The organism is Texcoconibacillus texcoconensis (assembly GCF_014202575.1).
GTDB lineage: Bacteria > Bacillota > Bacilli > Bacillales > Salisediminibacteriaceae > Texcoconibacillus > Texcoconibacillus texcoconensis.
Window position 1 is genome coordinate 243,810 of record NZ_JACHHB010000001.1, and the last position, 15,763, is coordinate 259,572.

A 15,763-nucleotide genomic window follows, 5' to 3' on the forward strand; every position below is an offset into this window, starting at 1 on the left:
ACCTACTCTACATTTCGTATATCAGAAAATGGCCAAAATACGAAGTTCGCTTTTCCTACCACTTCATCATAGGGAATCGTTCCTATATGACGGCTATCTTTACTATGTTGACGATTATCACCTAATACAAATACATGACCTTCTGGAACTTCTGTTTCTCCTGTTACATCCTCAAGGTGAAAATCCCCCGTAAATGGACGTTTACTCGCTTGTTGTTTATACTCTTCTAAGTATGGCTCGTCCTGTGCTTCATCATTCACATACAACACGTCACCCTCATAAGCCACCGTATCTCCTGGTAAACCGATGACACGCTTAATATAATCCTTATCAGATGGCGCATGAAAAACAACGATATCAAACCGATCAGGCTCTGAAAGGCTGTAGCCAATTTTGTTTACAACCATACGGTCATTATGGTCTAAAGTTGGCATCATTGATTGCCCATCCACAACGATCGGGGCAAAGAAAAACATTCTAATCACAACTGCTAATAACAAGGCAACCGCAATGGCTTTTATCCACTCCAATGATTCTGATTTACTCATCAATTATCAAATCCTCCATATCGGAATATATCATCGCTGTCTCTATAAAATCGTTACCTTTTCTATTTTACCGAAAAAATGACCTCACGCCAATACACAATCATTTTATCTTTACAGAACGGCCTATAATCATTCGCCCCTTAAACACTCAAATAATTAAAATAAGTATGATATGAACAGAACAAGAGATTCTAAAACGAAAAAAAGGAGCATCGGTATACACCTAGCTCCTTTCGTTCTTTAGCGTTCTTTAATACGCGCAGCTTTACCGCGTAGGTTACGCAAGTAGTAAAGTTTCGCACGACGTACTTTACCGCGACGACTCACTTCGATCTTATCGATACGAGGTGAATGAAGTGGGAATGTACGCTCAATTCCTACACCGTAGGAAATTTTACGAACAGTAAACGTTTCGCTGATTCCTGAACCGCGGCGCTTGATTACAACACCTTGGAATACCTGGATACGCTCACGAGAGCCTTCAACAACTTTCACGTGTACGCGTACAGTATCACCTGCACGGAATTCAGGAAGATCCGTTTTTAACTGGTCTTGAGTTACTTCACGAATGATTTGTTCCATGTCTGTTCGCCTCCTTCCTCCAGATGCTCTTGCGCTATACTTATTCAATAATTGAACAATTGCGTTGCAGCAGCGGAACACCTTGTTATGTAGCTGTCTAACAGCCACAAAAGGTATAATATCACAATTTGTCCTTTAAAACAAGAAGTAATTATGTTTCATTAGAGAATTCTCTCAACCAAGCCTTTTCTTGATCTGTCAACTTTCTTTCTTCTAGTAAATCTGGACGACGCTCATATGTACGTCTTAGCGCTTCTTTATGACGCCATGTTTCAATTCGTTCATGATGCCCTGATAACAACACATCAGGAACAGGTAGATGACGAAAGTTGGCCGGGCGAGTATAATGTGGGTACTCTAACAAACCTGTACTAAATGAGTCACTGACAGCAGAATGCTCGTTACCTAAAGCACCTGGTTGAAGACGGGTGACACTATCGACGATGGTCATCGCACCGATCTCCCCACCTGTGAGCACAAAGTCACCGATTGAAATCTCTTCATCAACAAGTTCGGTTCGAATTCTTTCATCATAACCTTCATAGTGCCCGCATATCAAAACGAGATGATCCTCTTCTGCCAACTCCTCTGCCTTCTTTTGTGAGTATCGTTCACCTTGAGGACAAAGCAAAATGACGTGGGGTTTTTTTGTATCAGAAGAGCATATATCTTCAACGGCATCAAAGACTGGTTGTGGTTTTAATACCATTCCGCCACCGCCACCGTATGGGTAATCATCAACACGGTTGTGCTTATCTTTCGAGTAATCGCGAAAATTGACTGTTTCCAAAGAAACAGCACCTCGTTCTTGCGCCTGTTTTAAAATCGATGTTTGAAAAACCCCTTCAAACATTTCTGGAAACAAACTAAGAACGGTCATTTTCATCATTCATCCAGCCCTTCTATCATTTCTATGACGACCTTTTTTGCATCAATGTCAACGCCTTTGACAACATCGTCAATATAAGGGATTAACAGTTCATCTTGACTCCCTTGCTTTTTAACGACCCATACATCATTGGCACCTGGTGACATAATACTCGTGACCTCTCCTACAACGTCACCGTCAACAGTCACGACTTGTGAACCAATCACTTCAAAATAGTAAAATTCGCCTTCATCAAGGTCATGAAGTTCTTCTTTACGAACGAATAACGTTTCGTTTTTCAACGACTCGACGGAATCTAAATCTTCATAGCCTTCAAATGTAAGTAAATCGAACTGCTTATGACGTCTATGACTCGCAACAGTTAGCTCTGTTTTTCCATCGGATGTCAGTAATTGCGTACCTGGTGCAAAGCGCTTTTCAGGGAAGTCTGTATTTGCGATGACACGTACTTCACCTCGAACACCGTGGGTATTTACAATTTTACCCACATCGAGCGTATTATTCATCGTCCAAAATGCCTCCTTTACGAATTTCATGGACGACACCATCTTTAATCACGATTTCAGTACCACCCATTACACCCTGCCAGTCGTCACCTTCTTCAATATTTTCAATCGTTTGTAACGTTCCTTCTTTTACTTCTGATCCAAGTTCTAGGTCATCTAATTGACTCAATTGAACCTCGATTTGTCGTAGACGCTCTTTGCGACGAGTCATTTCGCGTTTAAAGCCTTCTTGGATGTTCGCTTGTTTCGAGCTATCGGCTTTCGTGTCACGCATTTGCCGTTGTTGTACAAACTCCAATTGTTGAATTTCATTGTTGAGACGATACTGCCTACTTAGTAACTGTTCTTTCATCTTGTTTCGACTGTCTTCAGTAAGAATTTGTTTAACGACAACTTTTTTTATAATTTCCATGGTCACACACCTCCAGGGAGTCATCAAGCTTTCATCCAACAACAAAGCTTTCGTCATTGAACGTTGTACTTGTGTATAGAAAGTAAAATATGACAAAAGAGGGAGGTTACCCTCCCCCTTTAGCCTATCTCCAAATAAACACGTTTTTGTTGATTCGCGCCTGCCGCGTAGACGACAGAGCGAATCGACTTGGCGATGCGCCCTTGTTTACCGATCACTTTCCCCATGTCATCTGTGTGAACAGACAACGTAACAGTAATCGAACCGTTCGTTTCTTCTTCACGAACTTGAACATCTTCAGGATAATCGACAAGAGCTTTCGCAATCGACTCAACTAATTCTTTCATTGATCTCACCTTTACGGGTTATTGATACAGAAACGAATTACTTCTCGTTTTTCGCGTTATGGAGCTTTTCCATTAAACCAACGCTTGAGAACAAGTTACGAACTGTGTCAGATGGTTGTGCACCATCTAGCATCCAGCGTAGTGCTTTTTCTTCATCAACATTGAAATTCCCTGCTTCTTGCAATGGGTTGTATGTTCCAATTTCTTCGATGAAGCGTCCGTCACGCGGAGCACTAGAGTTTGCTACTACAACACGATAAAATGGAGATTTTTTTGCCCCCATACGTTTTAAGCGAATTTTTACTGCCATAATTACTTGCACCTCCAAAAAATATAAACACAATTTGATATATTATCATAAACCTACCTAGTTGAAAACTAGTAAAGGAAAAAAACTTAACAAGTTTTTTTATCTAATAGGCGGACGCCTTTCACTTTTGGTACTACATAAACGGTAAGTTTAAGCCGCCGCCTTTTTTCTTGCCTTTTTGCATACTTGACATTTGTTTCATCATTTTCTTCATCTCATTGAATTGTTTCAAGAGACGGTTCACTTCCGGCACACTTGTTCCACTACCGCGTGCAATTCGTTTTTTACGACTTCCATTTAAGACGGAAGGGTTATCTCTTTCTTCTTTCGTCATCGAACGAATAATCGCTTCGATGTGAGCCAATTGTTTATCATCAACTTTCGCATTTTTGAGACCTTTCATCTTATTAGCACCAGGCATCATACCTAATATTTCATCAAGAGGTCCCATTTTCTTTACTTGCGAGAGTTGTTCTAAAAAGTCGTCAAAGGTCATATCATTCGAGCGCATCTTACGCTCTAATTCTTTTGCCTTTTCCTCATCAACATCAGTCTGGGCTTTTTCGATCAACGATAATACATCGCCCATCCCGAGTATTCGAGAAGCCATACGATCCGGGTGGAAAGGCTCTAATGCATCAATCTTTTCACCCATACCGGCGAATTTAATCGGTGTATCGGTGACTGCTTTAATCGAAATCGCTGCACCACCGCGCGTATCACCATCTAATTTCGTCATCACGACACCGGAAAGATCGAGTTGATTATTAAAACTGTCCGCAACATTAACAGCATCTTGACCTGTCATCGCATCGACAACAAGGAGCACTTCTTCTGGCTCAGTGACAGCTTTAATGTTTTCTAGTTCTTCCATCAACTCTTCATCAACATGTAAACGTCCCGCTGTATCAATAATGACGTAATCATTGTGATTCGCTTTCGCTTCTTCCATCGCTTGTTTGGCAATGTCGACTGGATTCGCCTCGGTACCTAAAGAGAACACTGGCATATCGAGTTGCTTACCCAATGTTTCTAATTGGTCGATGGCCGCTGGACGATAAACATCGGCCCCTACTAGGAGTGGTTTACGGTTATGATCCTTGCGAAGATGGTTCGCAAGTTTTGCCGTCGTCGTCGTCTTACCGGCACCTTGTAAACCAACCATCATGACCACTGTTGGTGGTTTATCGGCGACGTTGATTTTACTTTGTTCGCCACCCATGAGCTCTTTAAGCTCATCATTAACGACTTTGATGACTTGTTGTCCGGGTGTGAGACTTTTCATTACTTCTTGTCCTACAGCTCGCTCTTTCACCCGATTGACAAACTGTTTAACAACTTTAAAGTTTACGTCCGCTTCTAATAGGGCGAGGCGCACTTCTCGCATCATCTCTTTGACATCTGCTTCAGTGACTTTCCCTTTACCGCGGATTTTATCGAGCGTCCCTTGGAGTCGTTCAGCTAATCCTTCAAACGCCATGATGTTGCCTCCTATTCTAGATTCTCAAGAGACTCAATCACCTGGTTGATCTCCGAAACGGAACTAGGATCCTCTGCAAGGCGTTTCAATTCATTGAATCCTTGCTTACGAGCTTCGTGCTTTTCAAGCAATCGAAGCTTCGACTCATAATCCTCGAGTTGCGCTTCCGTTCTGCGGATATTATCGTAAACAGCCTGGCGACTGACTTGGAAATGATCCGCAATTTCACCTAACGACCAATCATCTTGATAATACATCGTCATGTATTGATCTTGTTTTTCGGTGAGTAGCGATTGATAAAAGTCATACAGAAGGTTGATTCTCACGGTCTTGTCGATCATTGACATCATCCTTGTTAAGTGAAAAACCTTTACACATGAAAATATACATGAATCAACCTTCACTGTCAAGTGGGTACTAAAATCCCTAGTAATATTTACGTAGACGTTTCTTCCTCATCATCTTCTTCACCGTTTACCAAGTCAGCAAAAAGACCATGAACATACTGTTCCGCATCAAAGGTCTGCAAGTCATCCATCCCTTCACCTAAACCAACGAGCTTAACTGGGATATCCAATTCCTGGCGAATCGCAAGGACAATCCCACCTTTTGCGGTACCATCAAGCTTTGTCAACGCAATTCCTGAAACATCTGTTGCCTCAGAAAACGTCTTCGCTTGCGAAAGTGCATTTTGTCCAGTCGTCGCATCAAGTACGAGCAGTACTTCGTGTGGTGCATCAGGGATTTCGCGGCTGATGACGCGCTTGACCTTTTCTAGCTCCTTCATTAAGTTCACTTTGTTTTGCAGACGGCCTGCGGTATCACATAACAAAACATCCACTTGACGTGATTTTGCGGCTTGAATGGCATCATACATAACCGCAGCTGGATCAGAACCTTCTTGTTGCTTGATTGTATCAACACCGACGCGTTCGCCCCATACACTCAATTGTTCAATCGCACCTGCACGAAACGTATCGCCTGCGGCTAGAAGTACAGATTTCCCCTCTTCTTTAAAGCGGTGGGCTACCTTCCCAATTGTCGTCGTCTTCCCAACACCATTGACACCAACAAACAAAATCACTGTCATTTCATCTTCTTTCACATTAAGAGCATTTTCACTGTCATCTTTTTGTAAACGTTCAGCTAGCTTTTCAGAGATTAAAGGCTGAATATCTTTTGCGTCTTTAATGTTTTGCCTTTTCGCTTCGCCACGTAAATCATCAATCAGTTCCATGACCGTATTCACGCCCACATCAGCAGAGATAAGTAAGTCTTCGAGTTCTTCGAAAAACTCCTCATCCACTGTACGATAACGACTCACGAGGTCATTCATTTTTGAAACGAAGGACTCTCTCGTTTTTGAAAGGCCATTTTTAAATTTTTCAGTAACAGAATCAGTTTGACCTGTAATCTTTTCTTTTAATTTTTTAAAAAAACTCATCGCGTTTCCTCCAATCGTTTTTGTTCATTCGATTCTATCAGCTCACCTGCTTCTTCTAAACGAACAGATACAAGCTTGGATACGCCTGATTCTTGCATCGTTATACCGTAAAGTACATCTGCTGCTTCCATTGTCCCTTTTCGGTGTGTCACAACGATAAATTGGGTATTTTCACTAAACGTATTTAAATATTGCGCAAAACGAACAACATTCGCCTCATCTAACGCCGCTTCCACCTCATCTAAAATACAAAACGGAACTGGTCGAACCTTCAGTATTGAAAACAGTAATGCAATTGCTGTTAGCGCCCGCTCACCGCCAGATAAAAGGGCAAGGTGCTGCAATTTCTTCCCTGGCGGCTGGGCAATAATATCGACACCTGTATTCAATAAGTCTTCAGGGTCGGTTAACAGTAAGTCTGCTTGTCCACCTCCGAAGAGTTCAACAAACACTTGTTGAAACTGTTCTTTAATTTGCTCGAACGTTCTCTGAAAGCGTTTCGTCATTTCTTCATCCATTTCTGAGATGACACGATGAAGTGTATCTTTTGCTTCTAGTAAATCTTGCTTCTGGTTGAGTAAAAACTCATAACGTTCATACACACGTTCGTACTCTTCAATGGCGCCCAAATTAACCGTACCAAGCTCATCAATACCCCATTTAATCAACTTCACTTGCTCCCGAGCGTCCTCGAGATCTAACGTCAAGGAAAATTGCTCTCTCGCTGCTTCGAACGTTAGTTCATAATCTCCTTCTAATTTCTGCAAGCGATGATCCAACTCTACGTCCAGTCGGTTGATTTTTACATCCAATTGGTTGGTTTGTTCGTCATATTGTTTCAATGTCCGGCGTGCTTCTTTTAATTCACGCTCCAAGTCATCGTGCGCTTGCTGCCGTTCAAGACGCTCTTGACGGCGGTGGGAAATGAGCGTCGTCGTCTTTTCCTTTTCTTGACGCTTAACTTCAACATTTTCATTTAACGAATCGAACGTCTCTTCTTCGTCCCCTTTATCATCTAAAGCACGTAAAGTTTCTTGTTTTTCTTCCAGTGACGCTTCAATTTCCGTTTTTTCTTCCTTTAACCTCGCCAACATCTCCTGCTGGTGTTGAAGCTGTTCTTGTTCTTTAGCTTGTTGAATTTTTAAGTCTGTCACTGATTGACGAAGTTCTTCTTTCGATGACTGCTTGATTGCTTGCTGTTCTGAATGGCGTTGAATCTCTGCATCGATTGATTCAGCTTTTTCACTCACATCGGTCAGTTTTTCTTCTAACTCTGCAATACGTGTTCGTTTTTCTTCATCATCTTTTTCAAACTCTTGCTTCTCTTGATCAAATAAAGATAAACGATCATTATAATTGCTCGCTTCCATCTCTAGCGTTTGTAAACGACTTTTCGCTTCTTGTTCCTGTACACGTGTCTCTTCTCCAAGCGCTCGATAACGCTCGAGCTCTTCTTCTAAGAGGGTGCGCTTCTCTTTGATTTCTGCGATCTGTTTTTGGTGTTTATCGATGGAGGAGTCGATCTCCTTTAAATCATGATCAAGTTGTTCCATTTCCCTCTGCCGACCGAGTAATTGGCTATTTTGCCGTTTAACACTACCGCCAGTCATTGAACCACCTGGGTTAATGACGTCTCCTTCTAAGGTCACAATTCGATAACGATACCGGATTTGTTTCGCTAAACGTTGTGCCCCTTTTACATCTGTCGCTACAATGACGTTACCAATTAAGTTCGCAACGACTGGTTCGTACACGTCGTCATATTGAACGAGTGATTTCGCAACACCGACAAACGACTCATCGTTTGTAAGTATGTCTTCTTCATATGATGAGATTTTCCGCGGTTTCATCACATCCAAAGGTAAAAATGTTGCCCGACCAAGACGCCGCTGTTTTAGATACTGAATAGAATCTCGACCCGTTTTTTCATCTTGTACGACGACATGTTGTTGGGCAGCACCTAAAGCCATTTCAAGCGCCTGTTCATAACGTTGCTCGACATGAATCAGTTCCGCAACAGCGCCATGAATCCCCGAAAATTGACCGTCTCGTTGTTTCAACATTTCCTTAACACCTTGAAAGAATCCACTATAATCTTGTTGCATTTCTTCTAACACGTCTTTACGTGAACGCAATTGTTGTGCACGTTGGTGTTGATCATAAAGTTTCTTTTCTTCGTCTTCATAGGTGCGTTCGTGGCGCTTCAAATTGGCTTCAATTTCTTTATATTCACGATAATATTCATCGATTTTTTCTTGAACTGAAGCAATTTGTTTCTGTTGCTCATCTATTTCATTTTGGACATGTTGGCGCTTTTCTAAAATGTCCTTATGGTCTTTTTCAAGGCGCTCATATTTAACACGCTGTTTTTCCTTTTGGTCACTTAAGTAGCGAATTTCATTTCGAATCGATGCTTGTTCATTGAGAAGGTCGATATACTCCGCCTTTCGTGTTTCGATATCGACACTTGCCTGCTTATCCATCTCTTCTAGTTGCTGATTTTCAGCGTTTAGTTTTCTTATCAACTCCTTGAGTTGATTTTCACGCTGATTCGTTACTTCTGATTGTGTTTCAATATCTTGCTCAAGGCGTGTTTTTTCTTGGTGTAACTTGGCGATGTCTTGTTCATACTGATCGCGATTTTCTTCAGCGTGCTTTTTTCTTTCTTTAATTAGAGCTCGTTTTCCTTCAGCCTTTTCTAAACCTTCACTCGTTGTTAGAAGTACACTTTGCAATTCCTCGATAGAATCGTCTAATGTTTGAATATCAGTACGCATTCCCTCAAGTTTTGCTTCACTCTCTTGAACTTTCGTATGCCAAGATTGATATGTATCTGCTAACTGTTTACGATTTTCTTTTTCCGCAACCCACTGCTCATGAAGTTGCTCGATTTCTTTGACAAGTAAACCAACTTCAACTTGTTTTAATTCTTCTGTCTTCGCAAGGTACTCTTTGGCAACGGATGCTTGTTCTTCAAGAGGTTTCACTTGCGTTTCTAACTCATGTAAAATATCTTCCACGCGATAGAGGTTTTCCTCTGTCTCAGTAAGCTTTTTTTCTGCTTTCGTTTTACGTGTTTTATATTTTAATACACCAGCTGCTTCTTCAAATATTGCCCGGCGCTCATCTGCTTTGCTACTTAATATTTCCTCTACTTTCCCTTGTCCAATAACGGAATACGCTTCTTTTCCTAGACCCGAATCCATAAATAAGTCGATCACGTCTTTTAAGCGACAAGGGTGGTTATTGATTAAATATTCACTATCTCCAGAGCGATAAACGCGTCGGGTGACACTTACTTCACTATAATCTATCGCTAAGTAATGATCGCTATTATCTAACGTTAACGTTATTTCTGCTACATTTAGCGGTTTCCGAGTGTCACTTCCTGAAAAAATGACATCTTCCATTTTTGAACCGCGTAAGTTCTTTGCTGATTGTTCTCCTAAAACCCAACGAACAGCGTCAGATATATTACTTTTCCCGCTTCCATTGGGCCCAACAACTGCCGTTAAACCAGGAACGAAATCAATCGTTCGTCTGTCGGCAAAAGATTTAAAACCTACTAAGTCTAATTGTTTGAGGAACAATGACGTACACCTCAACTTTTCAATGAATCCACCGCAAGAACGGCGTTTTTTAACTGTTATATCTTATCACAAACGTGACATAGAATGAAGGTTGTTCTTTATAAAAGCGAATTGAAGGAAAAATTGCATAAGATTACAATGAAAAACGATTTCGTTTTCGGACATGTGTATTTTTTGTGTCGCAGTCATGTTATACTACAAAAAATCACGCAGTTGTGAAAGGAAAGGGTGTTAACAAATGGATCTACAACAAAAAAATGAAGAAAACTTAACTCACATGGTTGAAGCTATTCGAAAAAAACTTCAAGTCGTCAATGCCCAAGCATTAGACCCGGATGTGATTAGTCTTGATAAATATGATGATGTCAAGGAAATGTACGACATGGTGATGAAATCTGAACGCATCAGCGTAAGCGAAATGGACGCAATCGTAGCCGAATTCGGCAAATGGCGCAAGTAACAAGAAAAGCTGAAGCGCCTCGATCACGAGCGACAAGTGCTGGAAGGACTTTGCAAGAAGGCGCTTTTTGCCTTCTGAAAAGGCCTGAAGCAACCTCGAGCTCGTAGGCGCTGAAGCTAGACAACAAAAAAAGCGAAAGGCGCTTGAATATCGGCGACAAGCACTGCCTCTTCCTCTTCTAGCATTGCTTTGTAGCGTATCCGTCGAGGCAAATCGAAGCTTAACCGCCGGTGTAACGCTCTTTGGACTAGCGGGGAAGTAAAGGCGCTTTTTGCCTTCTGAAAAGGCCTGAAGTGACCTCGAGCCGATAGCGCCTGTAGCTAGACAATAAGAAAAGCTGAAGCGCCTCGCACACGAGCATTCAATGGACACTGATTCCGTTATTTACCTCAAAAACACATCTTTTTGGAGTATGGCGGACATATGTTCCGTTATTATCCTCATTTCAGTTTCTTTATCGATGTTTCTTCATAAATAACGGATTCTATGTCCGTCAAACCGATAAAAAAGCTTATTTTCAGACATTAACGGAACCAGTGTCCACTTATCAAATTTTCCGCCTCCAGCAAATACAAACTCTCGAGTAACCCTGGGGTTTTACAATCCCATTCATCTAATCACAGAAAAAAAGGGCTGACACCTCCATGGCGTAACGTCTAGAGGAGTCGGACCCTTTTTTTGTTTCTATACTATTCCTTATTGTGTGAGACTTTCGATAAGGCTCGTTGTGCAGCTTGCTGCTCTGCCTCTTTTTTCGAACGTCCAACACCCTCTCCTAGCTTTTCTTCATCTAGCCAAACTTCAGAGACAAACTCTCGACAGTGTGCTGGACCTTTTTCTTGCACAATATGGTATTCAAGTGTACCGTGACGGTCTTGTTGAATAAACTCTTGTAGTTGGCTTTTATAATCCATCCTATGAGAAAAAGCACCTTCTTGAATTTTTGGATAAACGGTCTTCTCTAAAAATGTATAAACAGCTTCCATACCTAAATCTAAATAAAGAGCACCGACAAAGGATTCAAAAACATCTGCTAACAATGCAGAACGATCACGTCCCCCTGTCATCTCTTCACCTTTACCTAAGAAGACGTATTCACCAAAGGATAAATCGTTGGCAATCGTAGCTAACGACGGTTCACAAACGATTGCTGCTCGAAGCTTCGTCATTTCTCCTTCACTCATTTTATCAAACGTCTTAAATAGGTATTGAGATATCGCTAATTCTAAGACAGCATCTCCTAAAAATTCTAGCCTTTCATTGTCGTCAAATGTGCGGATGTGATGCTCATTCACATAGGATGAATGGGTAAAAGCTTGAATGAACAATTCAACACGTTCACACTCAATGCCTACCGAACGTAAAAACTGTTTGTATTTGGACTTTTGCGCATTCGTTACTTGCATCTTTTTTGTTGATCGTTTCGACGGTCTTCTACGGACTTTTCTAGACGACTGTTGCATGAGTACCCCCATCAATCCTTCTCGTAATCATTAGCCTTTATATTCTAGTTAGGCTGACTCTCTTTCCCACCGTAGCCCAACGTTCGGACGAAAAGAGGGAGTAAGAGAGTCAGCCTTTCAAACTCCTAACACTATTGTTGACTTTCTATGTATTGAATGACGTCACCAACAGTGGCGATTTTTTCAGCATCTTCATCAGAAATTTCCATGTCGAATTCATCTTCCAATTCCATAACGAGTTCAACAACGTCTAAGGAGTCTGCTCCTAAATCCTCTTTGAAAGTCGCTTCTGGTTTAATATCTGCTTCGTCTACACCAAGACGATCTGTAACGATTTTTGCAATGCGGTCTAAAGTTGTAGCCATTTCATTCACCTCCTCTCAGTAATTATAGGATAAACATCAACAAAAAACTAGATCCTTATTTTTGATATTTACTATTTTTATCATGAGTAAACATAAAAGTTTACATCACCATGCCACCATCTACGTGTAATGTTTGCCCTGTCATATAATTTGCTCCACTTCCACATAAAAATGTGACAACATCTGCAACATTTTCAGGTTTTCCTAATTGATTTAAAGGAATTTGCGCAAGCAATTGTTCACGTGTTTCCTCGTCTAACGATTCAGTCATATCCGTATCAATGAACCCTGGAGCGACAGCATTGACAAGGATGTTACGATTCGCAAGTTCGCGTGCAAGTGACTTCGTCAAACCGAGTACACCAGCCTTACTTGCTACATAGTTCGCTTGTCCAGGATTACCTAAGACACCAACGACGGATGAAATGTTGATAATTCTTCCTGAACGTTGCTTCATCATTTGTCTTGATACCGCTTTTGCACAATGGAAAGCACCTTTTAAATTCGTATCGACAACAGTATCAAAGTCTTCTGATTTCATGCGCATAAGTAAACCATCTTTTGTAATCCCTGCATTGTTGATGAGAATATCGAGTGAGCCAAAATGGGAAACCGTTTCTTTCACCATTGATTGTACATCTTCTTCATCAGCAACATTCGCACGAATGGCCATCGCATTGACACCAAGTTCTTTTAATTCATCGACAACTGCATTGGCTTTTTCTTCGTTGCCAGCATAATTTACCGCAATATTTGCACCTTGATTTGCTAATGCAATCGCAATCGCACGGCCGATCCCGCGGGATGCTCCTGTTACGAGTGCCGTTTGCCCTTTTAACATGATCAATCACTCCTCATTTAGTCGCTTTACTGCATCTTGTAAACTCTTTTCATCATACACAGGCAAAACCTTTGCACGACGATGAATTTTCTTCACAAGTCCACTCAAGACTTTCCCAGCGCCGACTTCAACAAACGTATCGACCCCTTCATCGACGAGGGTTTGAATGGATTCTTGCCAACGAACAGGAGAGTATAATTGTTGTACAAGCAAGTCTTTTAGTGAATCTCCTGTCGTTTCAAATTGCGCGGTCACATTTGTGACAACTGGCACCGATGCATCCACAAGCGATATGCTTGCCAAATGACCTTCCAAATGCTCAGCAGCTGGCTTCATAAGCCTAGAGTGGAAAGGGCCACTCACTGGTAGCAATGTCGCTCGTTTCGCCCCTGTTTCCTTTGCCAAGTCTGCTGCTTTTTTCACAGCTTCAGCTTCACCAGAGATCACAATTTGTCCTGGGCAATTGATATTTGCTAAGTCGACAGCACCACCTTCATCATTAACACGGTTAACGACGTCTTGAAGTGCTGACTGTTCCATCCCTAAAATGGCAGCCATTGCCCCTTGGCCGTTAGGCACAGCTTCTTCCATCCATTCTCCGCGCTTTCTCACTGCTAACACAGCGTCATCAAATGATAATGAACCCGCGGCAACTAGCGCACTGTATTCCCCAAGACTGTGACCTGCTACATAATCTGGGGTAACGCCTGCAGATTTCAAGCGCTCAAGTGCAGCTGTACTGACAGTTAAAAGTGCCGGTTGTGTATTTGCCGTCTGAACCAGCTCTTCTTCAGGCCCTTCAAACATGGTTTGTGTTAAAGACGTCCCTAAATCCTCATCAGCGCGATCAAACACCGATTTACCTTCTTCTGTCTCATAAAATGACTGACCCATTCCTACACTTTGAGATCCTTGACCTGGAAACAAAAATGCAATTTTTCCCATGATTTACTCCTTTTCATCATTCATTTTTGAAACTTCTTCAGCAATCGTTTCAACAACACGTTCTAAGACCATCGTACGAGCTTGCCTAATTGCGCTAACAACCGCTCGTGCATCAGAAGAACCGTGCGCTTTAATAACAGGTGCTTTTAGACCGAACAAGCCGGCCCCTCCATATTCAGAATAATCCATTTGTTCTTTAACAGCTTTAAAGGAAGGTTTCAATACACCTGCTGCTAATTTGTTTTTCATTGAAGATGTTAATTCCTGTTTTAAAAGAGAAAAAAGTGAAAGTGCTGTCCCTTCGATCGATTTCAGTACGAGATTTCCAGAGAAACCGTCACACACGACGACATCAGCTGCACCACTTAACAAATCTCTCGCTTCAACGTTACCAACGAAAGAAACGGGCGCACTTTGCAGTTGATCATATACTTCTTTCGTTAATTCTGAACCTTTTCCTGCTTCTGTTCCAACATTCAATAAGCCAACGCTCGGAGATTGCACGCCACGTACATATTGCATGTACTTACTCCCCATAACAGCATATTGCACAAGGTGAGAAGGCTTAGCATCCATATTTGCCCCAACATCTAGGAGTAAGAAACCTTGACTTTCTAATGACGGAAGCATCGGTGCTAGTGCAGGTCGTTCGATACCTTTAAGGCGACCGATATGTAGGAGGCCTGCAGTCATAAGTGCCCCTGTATTCCCTGCAGAAATCGCAGCATCTGCTCTTTTCTCTTTCACTTCTTGAACGGCTAAGACCATTGAAGATTGTTTCTTTCGACGAACAGCTCGTACAGGCTCGTCCTCACTTTCAATCTTTTCTTCTGTATGAATGACACTGATGCGCTCATCCTTTGTTAATTGTGAAGGAATTCGCGCTTTATCACCTACTAAGGTTAATTGAATATCATCAAAGGATTCAATGGCGTCTTGGCATCCTTGGATAATTTCATCAGGGGCGTGATCTCCTCCCATTACATCCACAGCAATTCTCATAACCCCACACCTTTCTTACGCTTCTTCTGAGTCTGCTCGATACAGTTCAAACGTTCCTTGAAAAACGAGCTCTTGATCAACGTAACTATGTACTTGAACTTCAGTACGATCACCTTGCGTTCCTGTTACGTTCGCTTTGGCAACAACTCGCTCTCCCTCTACAACCTGCCGTTTAAAAGATACGTTCGACTTCGTCGTTAATGCGAGTTCATCATCGATGACAGCCACTGCTAATGAGTTCGCTTGCGCGAAAAGGTGATGTCCTCTTGCAATACGGTTACGTGAAAACACGTGTTCACGACGAACATCAAAGATCGATAACGCGTACTGATCAAGTTGCAAGTCAATCACTTCACCGATCACTTCTTCTAAAGGTAAAGCTTTAACAGATTGTTGCTGTGCAACATCTTTAATTCTTTCACGCACTTCAGGAATATTGAGTTCCAAACGATCGAGTCGTATCGTCTGTACGCTTACTCCGAAATGTTCAGCTAACGCGTCATCGGTCATAAATGGATTCGATTCTATCTTTTCCTTCAATAAAGGTTGACGTTTTTTCTTAGATAGCTTCACGACATC

18 protein-coding genes are annotated in these 15,763 nt (G+C 41.8%); 1 reads left to right on the plus strand and 17 read right to left on the minus strand.

All coding sequences use genetic code 11. The features are described 5' to 3' along the window. Positions 1-2 precede the first annotated feature (2 nt). The 11 genes from lepB to smc all read right to left on the minus strand — a co-directional run bounded on the left by lepB (position 3) and on the right by smc (position 10,108). Positions 3-548, minus strand: a complete 546-nt coding sequence (gene lepB / locus HNQ41_RS01150; protein WP_184662574.1) for a signal peptidase I — start codon at positions 546-548, stop codon at positions 3-5. 240 nt (positions 549-788) lie between these two features. Continuing rightward, the gene (gene rplS, locus HNQ41_RS01155) at positions 789-1,130 is read right to left on the minus strand and encodes a 50S ribosomal protein L19 (RefSeq protein WP_184662575.1); all 342 of its coding nucleotides are present in this window, start codon (positions 1,128-1,130) and stop codon (positions 789-791) included. Between the two features lie 151 nt (positions 1,131-1,281). Further along, positions 1,282-2,016, minus strand: a complete 735-nt coding sequence (gene trmD / locus HNQ41_RS01160) for a tRNA (guanosine(37)-N1)-methyltransferase TrmD (protein ID WP_184662770.1) — start codon at positions 2,014-2,016, stop codon at positions 1,282-1,284. Further along, complete coding sequence (gene rimM, locus HNQ41_RS01165; RefSeq protein WP_184662576.1) at positions 2,016-2,525, minus strand: ribosome maturation factor RimM; 510 nt, start codon at positions 2,523-2,525, stop codon at positions 2,016-2,018. Before rimM ends, trmD begins: the two co-directional genes overlap by 1 nt. After that, on the minus strand, positions 2,518-2,937 hold the full coding sequence (locus HNQ41_RS01170; protein ID WP_184662577.1) for a YlqD family protein: 420 nt from the start codon (positions 2,935-2,937) through the stop codon (positions 2,518-2,520). Before HNQ41_RS01170 ends, rimM begins: the two co-directional genes overlap by 8 nt. A gap of 119 nt (positions 2,938-3,056) precedes the next feature. After that, the gene (locus tag HNQ41_RS01175; protein ID WP_184662578.1) at positions 3,057-3,284 is read right to left on the minus strand and encodes a KH domain-containing protein; all 228 of its coding nucleotides are present in this window, start codon (positions 3,282-3,284) and stop codon (positions 3,057-3,059) included. Between the two features lie 37 nt (positions 3,285-3,321). Beyond that, positions 3,322-3,594, minus strand: a complete 273-nt coding sequence (gene rpsP / locus HNQ41_RS01180; protein WP_184662579.1) for a 30S ribosomal protein S16 — start codon at positions 3,592-3,594, stop codon at positions 3,322-3,324. 133 nt (positions 3,595-3,727) lie between these two features. Beyond that, the gene (ffh, locus tag HNQ41_RS01185) at positions 3,728-5,074 is read right to left on the minus strand and encodes a signal recognition particle protein (protein ID WP_184662580.1); all 1,347 of its coding nucleotides are present in this window, start codon (positions 5,072-5,074) and stop codon (positions 3,728-3,730) included. A gap of 11 nt (positions 5,075-5,085) precedes the next feature. Next, a complete protein-coding gene (locus tag HNQ41_RS01190; protein ID WP_184662581.1) occupies positions 5,086-5,415 on the minus strand; it encodes a putative DNA-binding protein in 330 nt (109 codons plus the stop codon). A 95-nt stretch (positions 5,416-5,510) separates the two neighbouring features. Next, the gene (gene ftsY, locus HNQ41_RS01195) at positions 5,511-6,518 is read right to left on the minus strand and encodes a signal recognition particle-docking protein FtsY (protein ID WP_184662582.1); all 1,008 of its coding nucleotides are present in this window, start codon (positions 6,516-6,518) and stop codon (positions 5,511-5,513) included. After that, positions 6,515-10,108, minus strand: coding sequence for a chromosome segregation protein SMC (smc, locus tag HNQ41_RS01200; protein WP_184662583.1), 3,594 nt, complete (start codon positions 10,106-10,108; stop codon positions 6,515-6,517). The genes ftsY and smc overlap by 4 nt, the downstream gene beginning before the upstream one ends. Positions 10,109-10,346: 238 nt before the next feature. On the opposite strand from smc, the gene HNQ41_RS01205 reads away from it, so the two are divergent. Next, positions 10,347-10,568 carry a DUF1128 domain-containing protein gene (locus tag HNQ41_RS01205; RefSeq protein WP_184662584.1) on the plus strand — a complete coding sequence of 74 codons (222 nt, stop codon included), beginning with the start codon at positions 10,347-10,349 and terminating at the stop codon, positions 10,566-10,568. 689 nt (positions 10,569-11,257) lie between these two features. Here the strand turns inward: HNQ41_RS01205 and rnc are convergent. From rnc to fapR, 6 genes are all read right to left on the minus strand, one after another. Then, positions 11,258-12,043, minus strand: a complete 786-nt coding sequence (rnc, locus tag HNQ41_RS01210; RefSeq protein ID WP_281393716.1) for a ribonuclease III — start codon at positions 12,041-12,043, stop codon at positions 11,258-11,260. A 119-nt stretch (positions 12,044-12,162) separates the two neighbouring features. After that, on the minus strand, positions 12,163-12,396 hold the full coding sequence (gene acpP, locus HNQ41_RS01215; protein ID WP_184662585.1) for an acyl carrier protein: 234 nt from the start codon (positions 12,394-12,396) through the stop codon (positions 12,163-12,165). Between the two features lie 100 nt (positions 12,397-12,496). Further along, entirely contained in the window at positions 12,497-13,237 is a 741-nt protein-coding gene (gene fabG, locus HNQ41_RS01220) for a 3-oxoacyl-[acyl-carrier-protein] reductase (RefSeq protein ID WP_184662586.1), read from the minus strand. Positions 13,238-13,243: 6 nt separating this feature from the next. Further along, positions 13,244-14,182 carry an ACP S-malonyltransferase gene (gene fabD, locus HNQ41_RS01225; RefSeq protein ID WP_184662587.1) on the minus strand — a complete coding sequence of 313 codons (939 nt, stop codon included), beginning with the start codon at positions 14,180-14,182 and terminating at the stop codon, positions 13,244-13,246. Between the two features lie 3 nt (positions 14,183-14,185). Then, complete coding sequence (gene plsX / locus HNQ41_RS01230) at positions 14,186-15,184, minus strand: phosphate acyltransferase PlsX (RefSeq protein WP_184662588.1); 999 nt, start codon at positions 15,182-15,184, stop codon at positions 14,186-14,188. Positions 15,185-15,199: 15 nt separating this feature from the next. Next, the gene (fapR, locus tag HNQ41_RS01235; protein WP_184662589.1) at positions 15,200-15,757 is read right to left on the minus strand and encodes a transcription factor FapR; all 558 of its coding nucleotides are present in this window, start codon (positions 15,755-15,757) and stop codon (positions 15,200-15,202) included. Between the last annotated feature and the right edge of the window lie 6 nt (positions 15,758-15,763).

What these genes read in the sequence shown, in the direction of transcription:
- lepB (WP_184662574.1), bottom strand. Translation starts at nt 548, where the DNA reads ATGAGTAAATCAGAATCATTGGAGTGGATAAAAGCCATTGCGGTTGCC.
- rplS (WP_184662575.1), bottom strand. Translation starts at nt 1,130, where the DNA reads ATGGAACAAATCATTCGTGAAGTAACTCAAGACCAGTTAAAAACGGAT.
- trmD (WP_184662770.1), bottom strand. Translation starts at nt 2,016, where the DNA reads ATGAAAATGACCGTTCTTAGTTTGTTTCCAGAAATGTTTGAAGGGGTT.
- rimM (WP_184662576.1), bottom strand. Translation starts at nt 2,525, where the DNA reads ATGAATAATACGCTCGATGTGGGTAAAATTGTAAATACCCACGGTGTT.
- HNQ41_RS01170 (WP_184662577.1), bottom strand. Translation starts at nt 2,937, where the DNA reads ATGGAAATTATAAAAAAAGTTGTCGTTAAACAAATTCTTACTGAAGAC.
- HNQ41_RS01175 (WP_184662578.1), bottom strand. Translation starts at nt 3,284, where the DNA reads ATGAAAGAATTAGTTGAGTCGATTGCGAAAGCTCTTGTCGATTATCCT.
- rpsP (WP_184662579.1), bottom strand. Translation starts at nt 3,594, where the DNA reads ATGGCAGTAAAAATTCGCTTAAAACGTATGGGGGCAAAAAAATCTCCA.
- ffh (WP_184662580.1), bottom strand. Translation starts at nt 5,074, where the DNA reads ATGGCGTTTGAAGGATTAGCTGAACGACTCCAAGGGACGCTCGATAAA.
- HNQ41_RS01190 (WP_184662581.1), bottom strand. Translation starts at nt 5,415, where the DNA reads ATGATCGACAAGACCGTGAGAATCAACCTTCTGTATGACTTTTATCAA.
- ftsY (WP_184662582.1), bottom strand. Translation starts at nt 6,518, where the DNA reads ATGAGTTTTTTTAAAAAATTAAAAGAAAAGATTACAGGTCAAACTGAT.
- HNQ41_RS01205 (WP_184662584.1), top strand. Translation starts at nt 10,347, where the DNA reads ATGGATCTACAACAAAAAAATGAAGAAAACTTAACTCACATGGTTGAA.
- rnc (WP_281393716.1), bottom strand. Translation starts at nt 12,043, where the DNA reads ATGGGGGTACTCATGCAACAGTCGTCTAGAAAAGTCCGTAGAAGACCG.
- acpP (WP_184662585.1), bottom strand. Translation starts at nt 12,396, where the DNA reads ATGGCTACAACTTTAGACCGCATTGCAAAAATCGTTACAGATCGTCTT.
- fabG (WP_184662586.1), bottom strand. Translation starts at nt 13,237, where the DNA reads ATGTTAAAAGGGCAAACGGCACTCGTAACAGGAGCATCCCGCGGGATC.
- fabD (WP_184662587.1), bottom strand. Translation starts at nt 14,182, where the DNA reads ATGGGAAAAATTGCATTTTTGTTTCCAGGTCAAGGATCTCAAAGTGTA.
- plsX (WP_184662588.1), bottom strand. Translation starts at nt 15,184, where the DNA reads ATGAGAATTGCTGTGGATGTAATGGGAGGAGATCACGCCCCTGATGAA.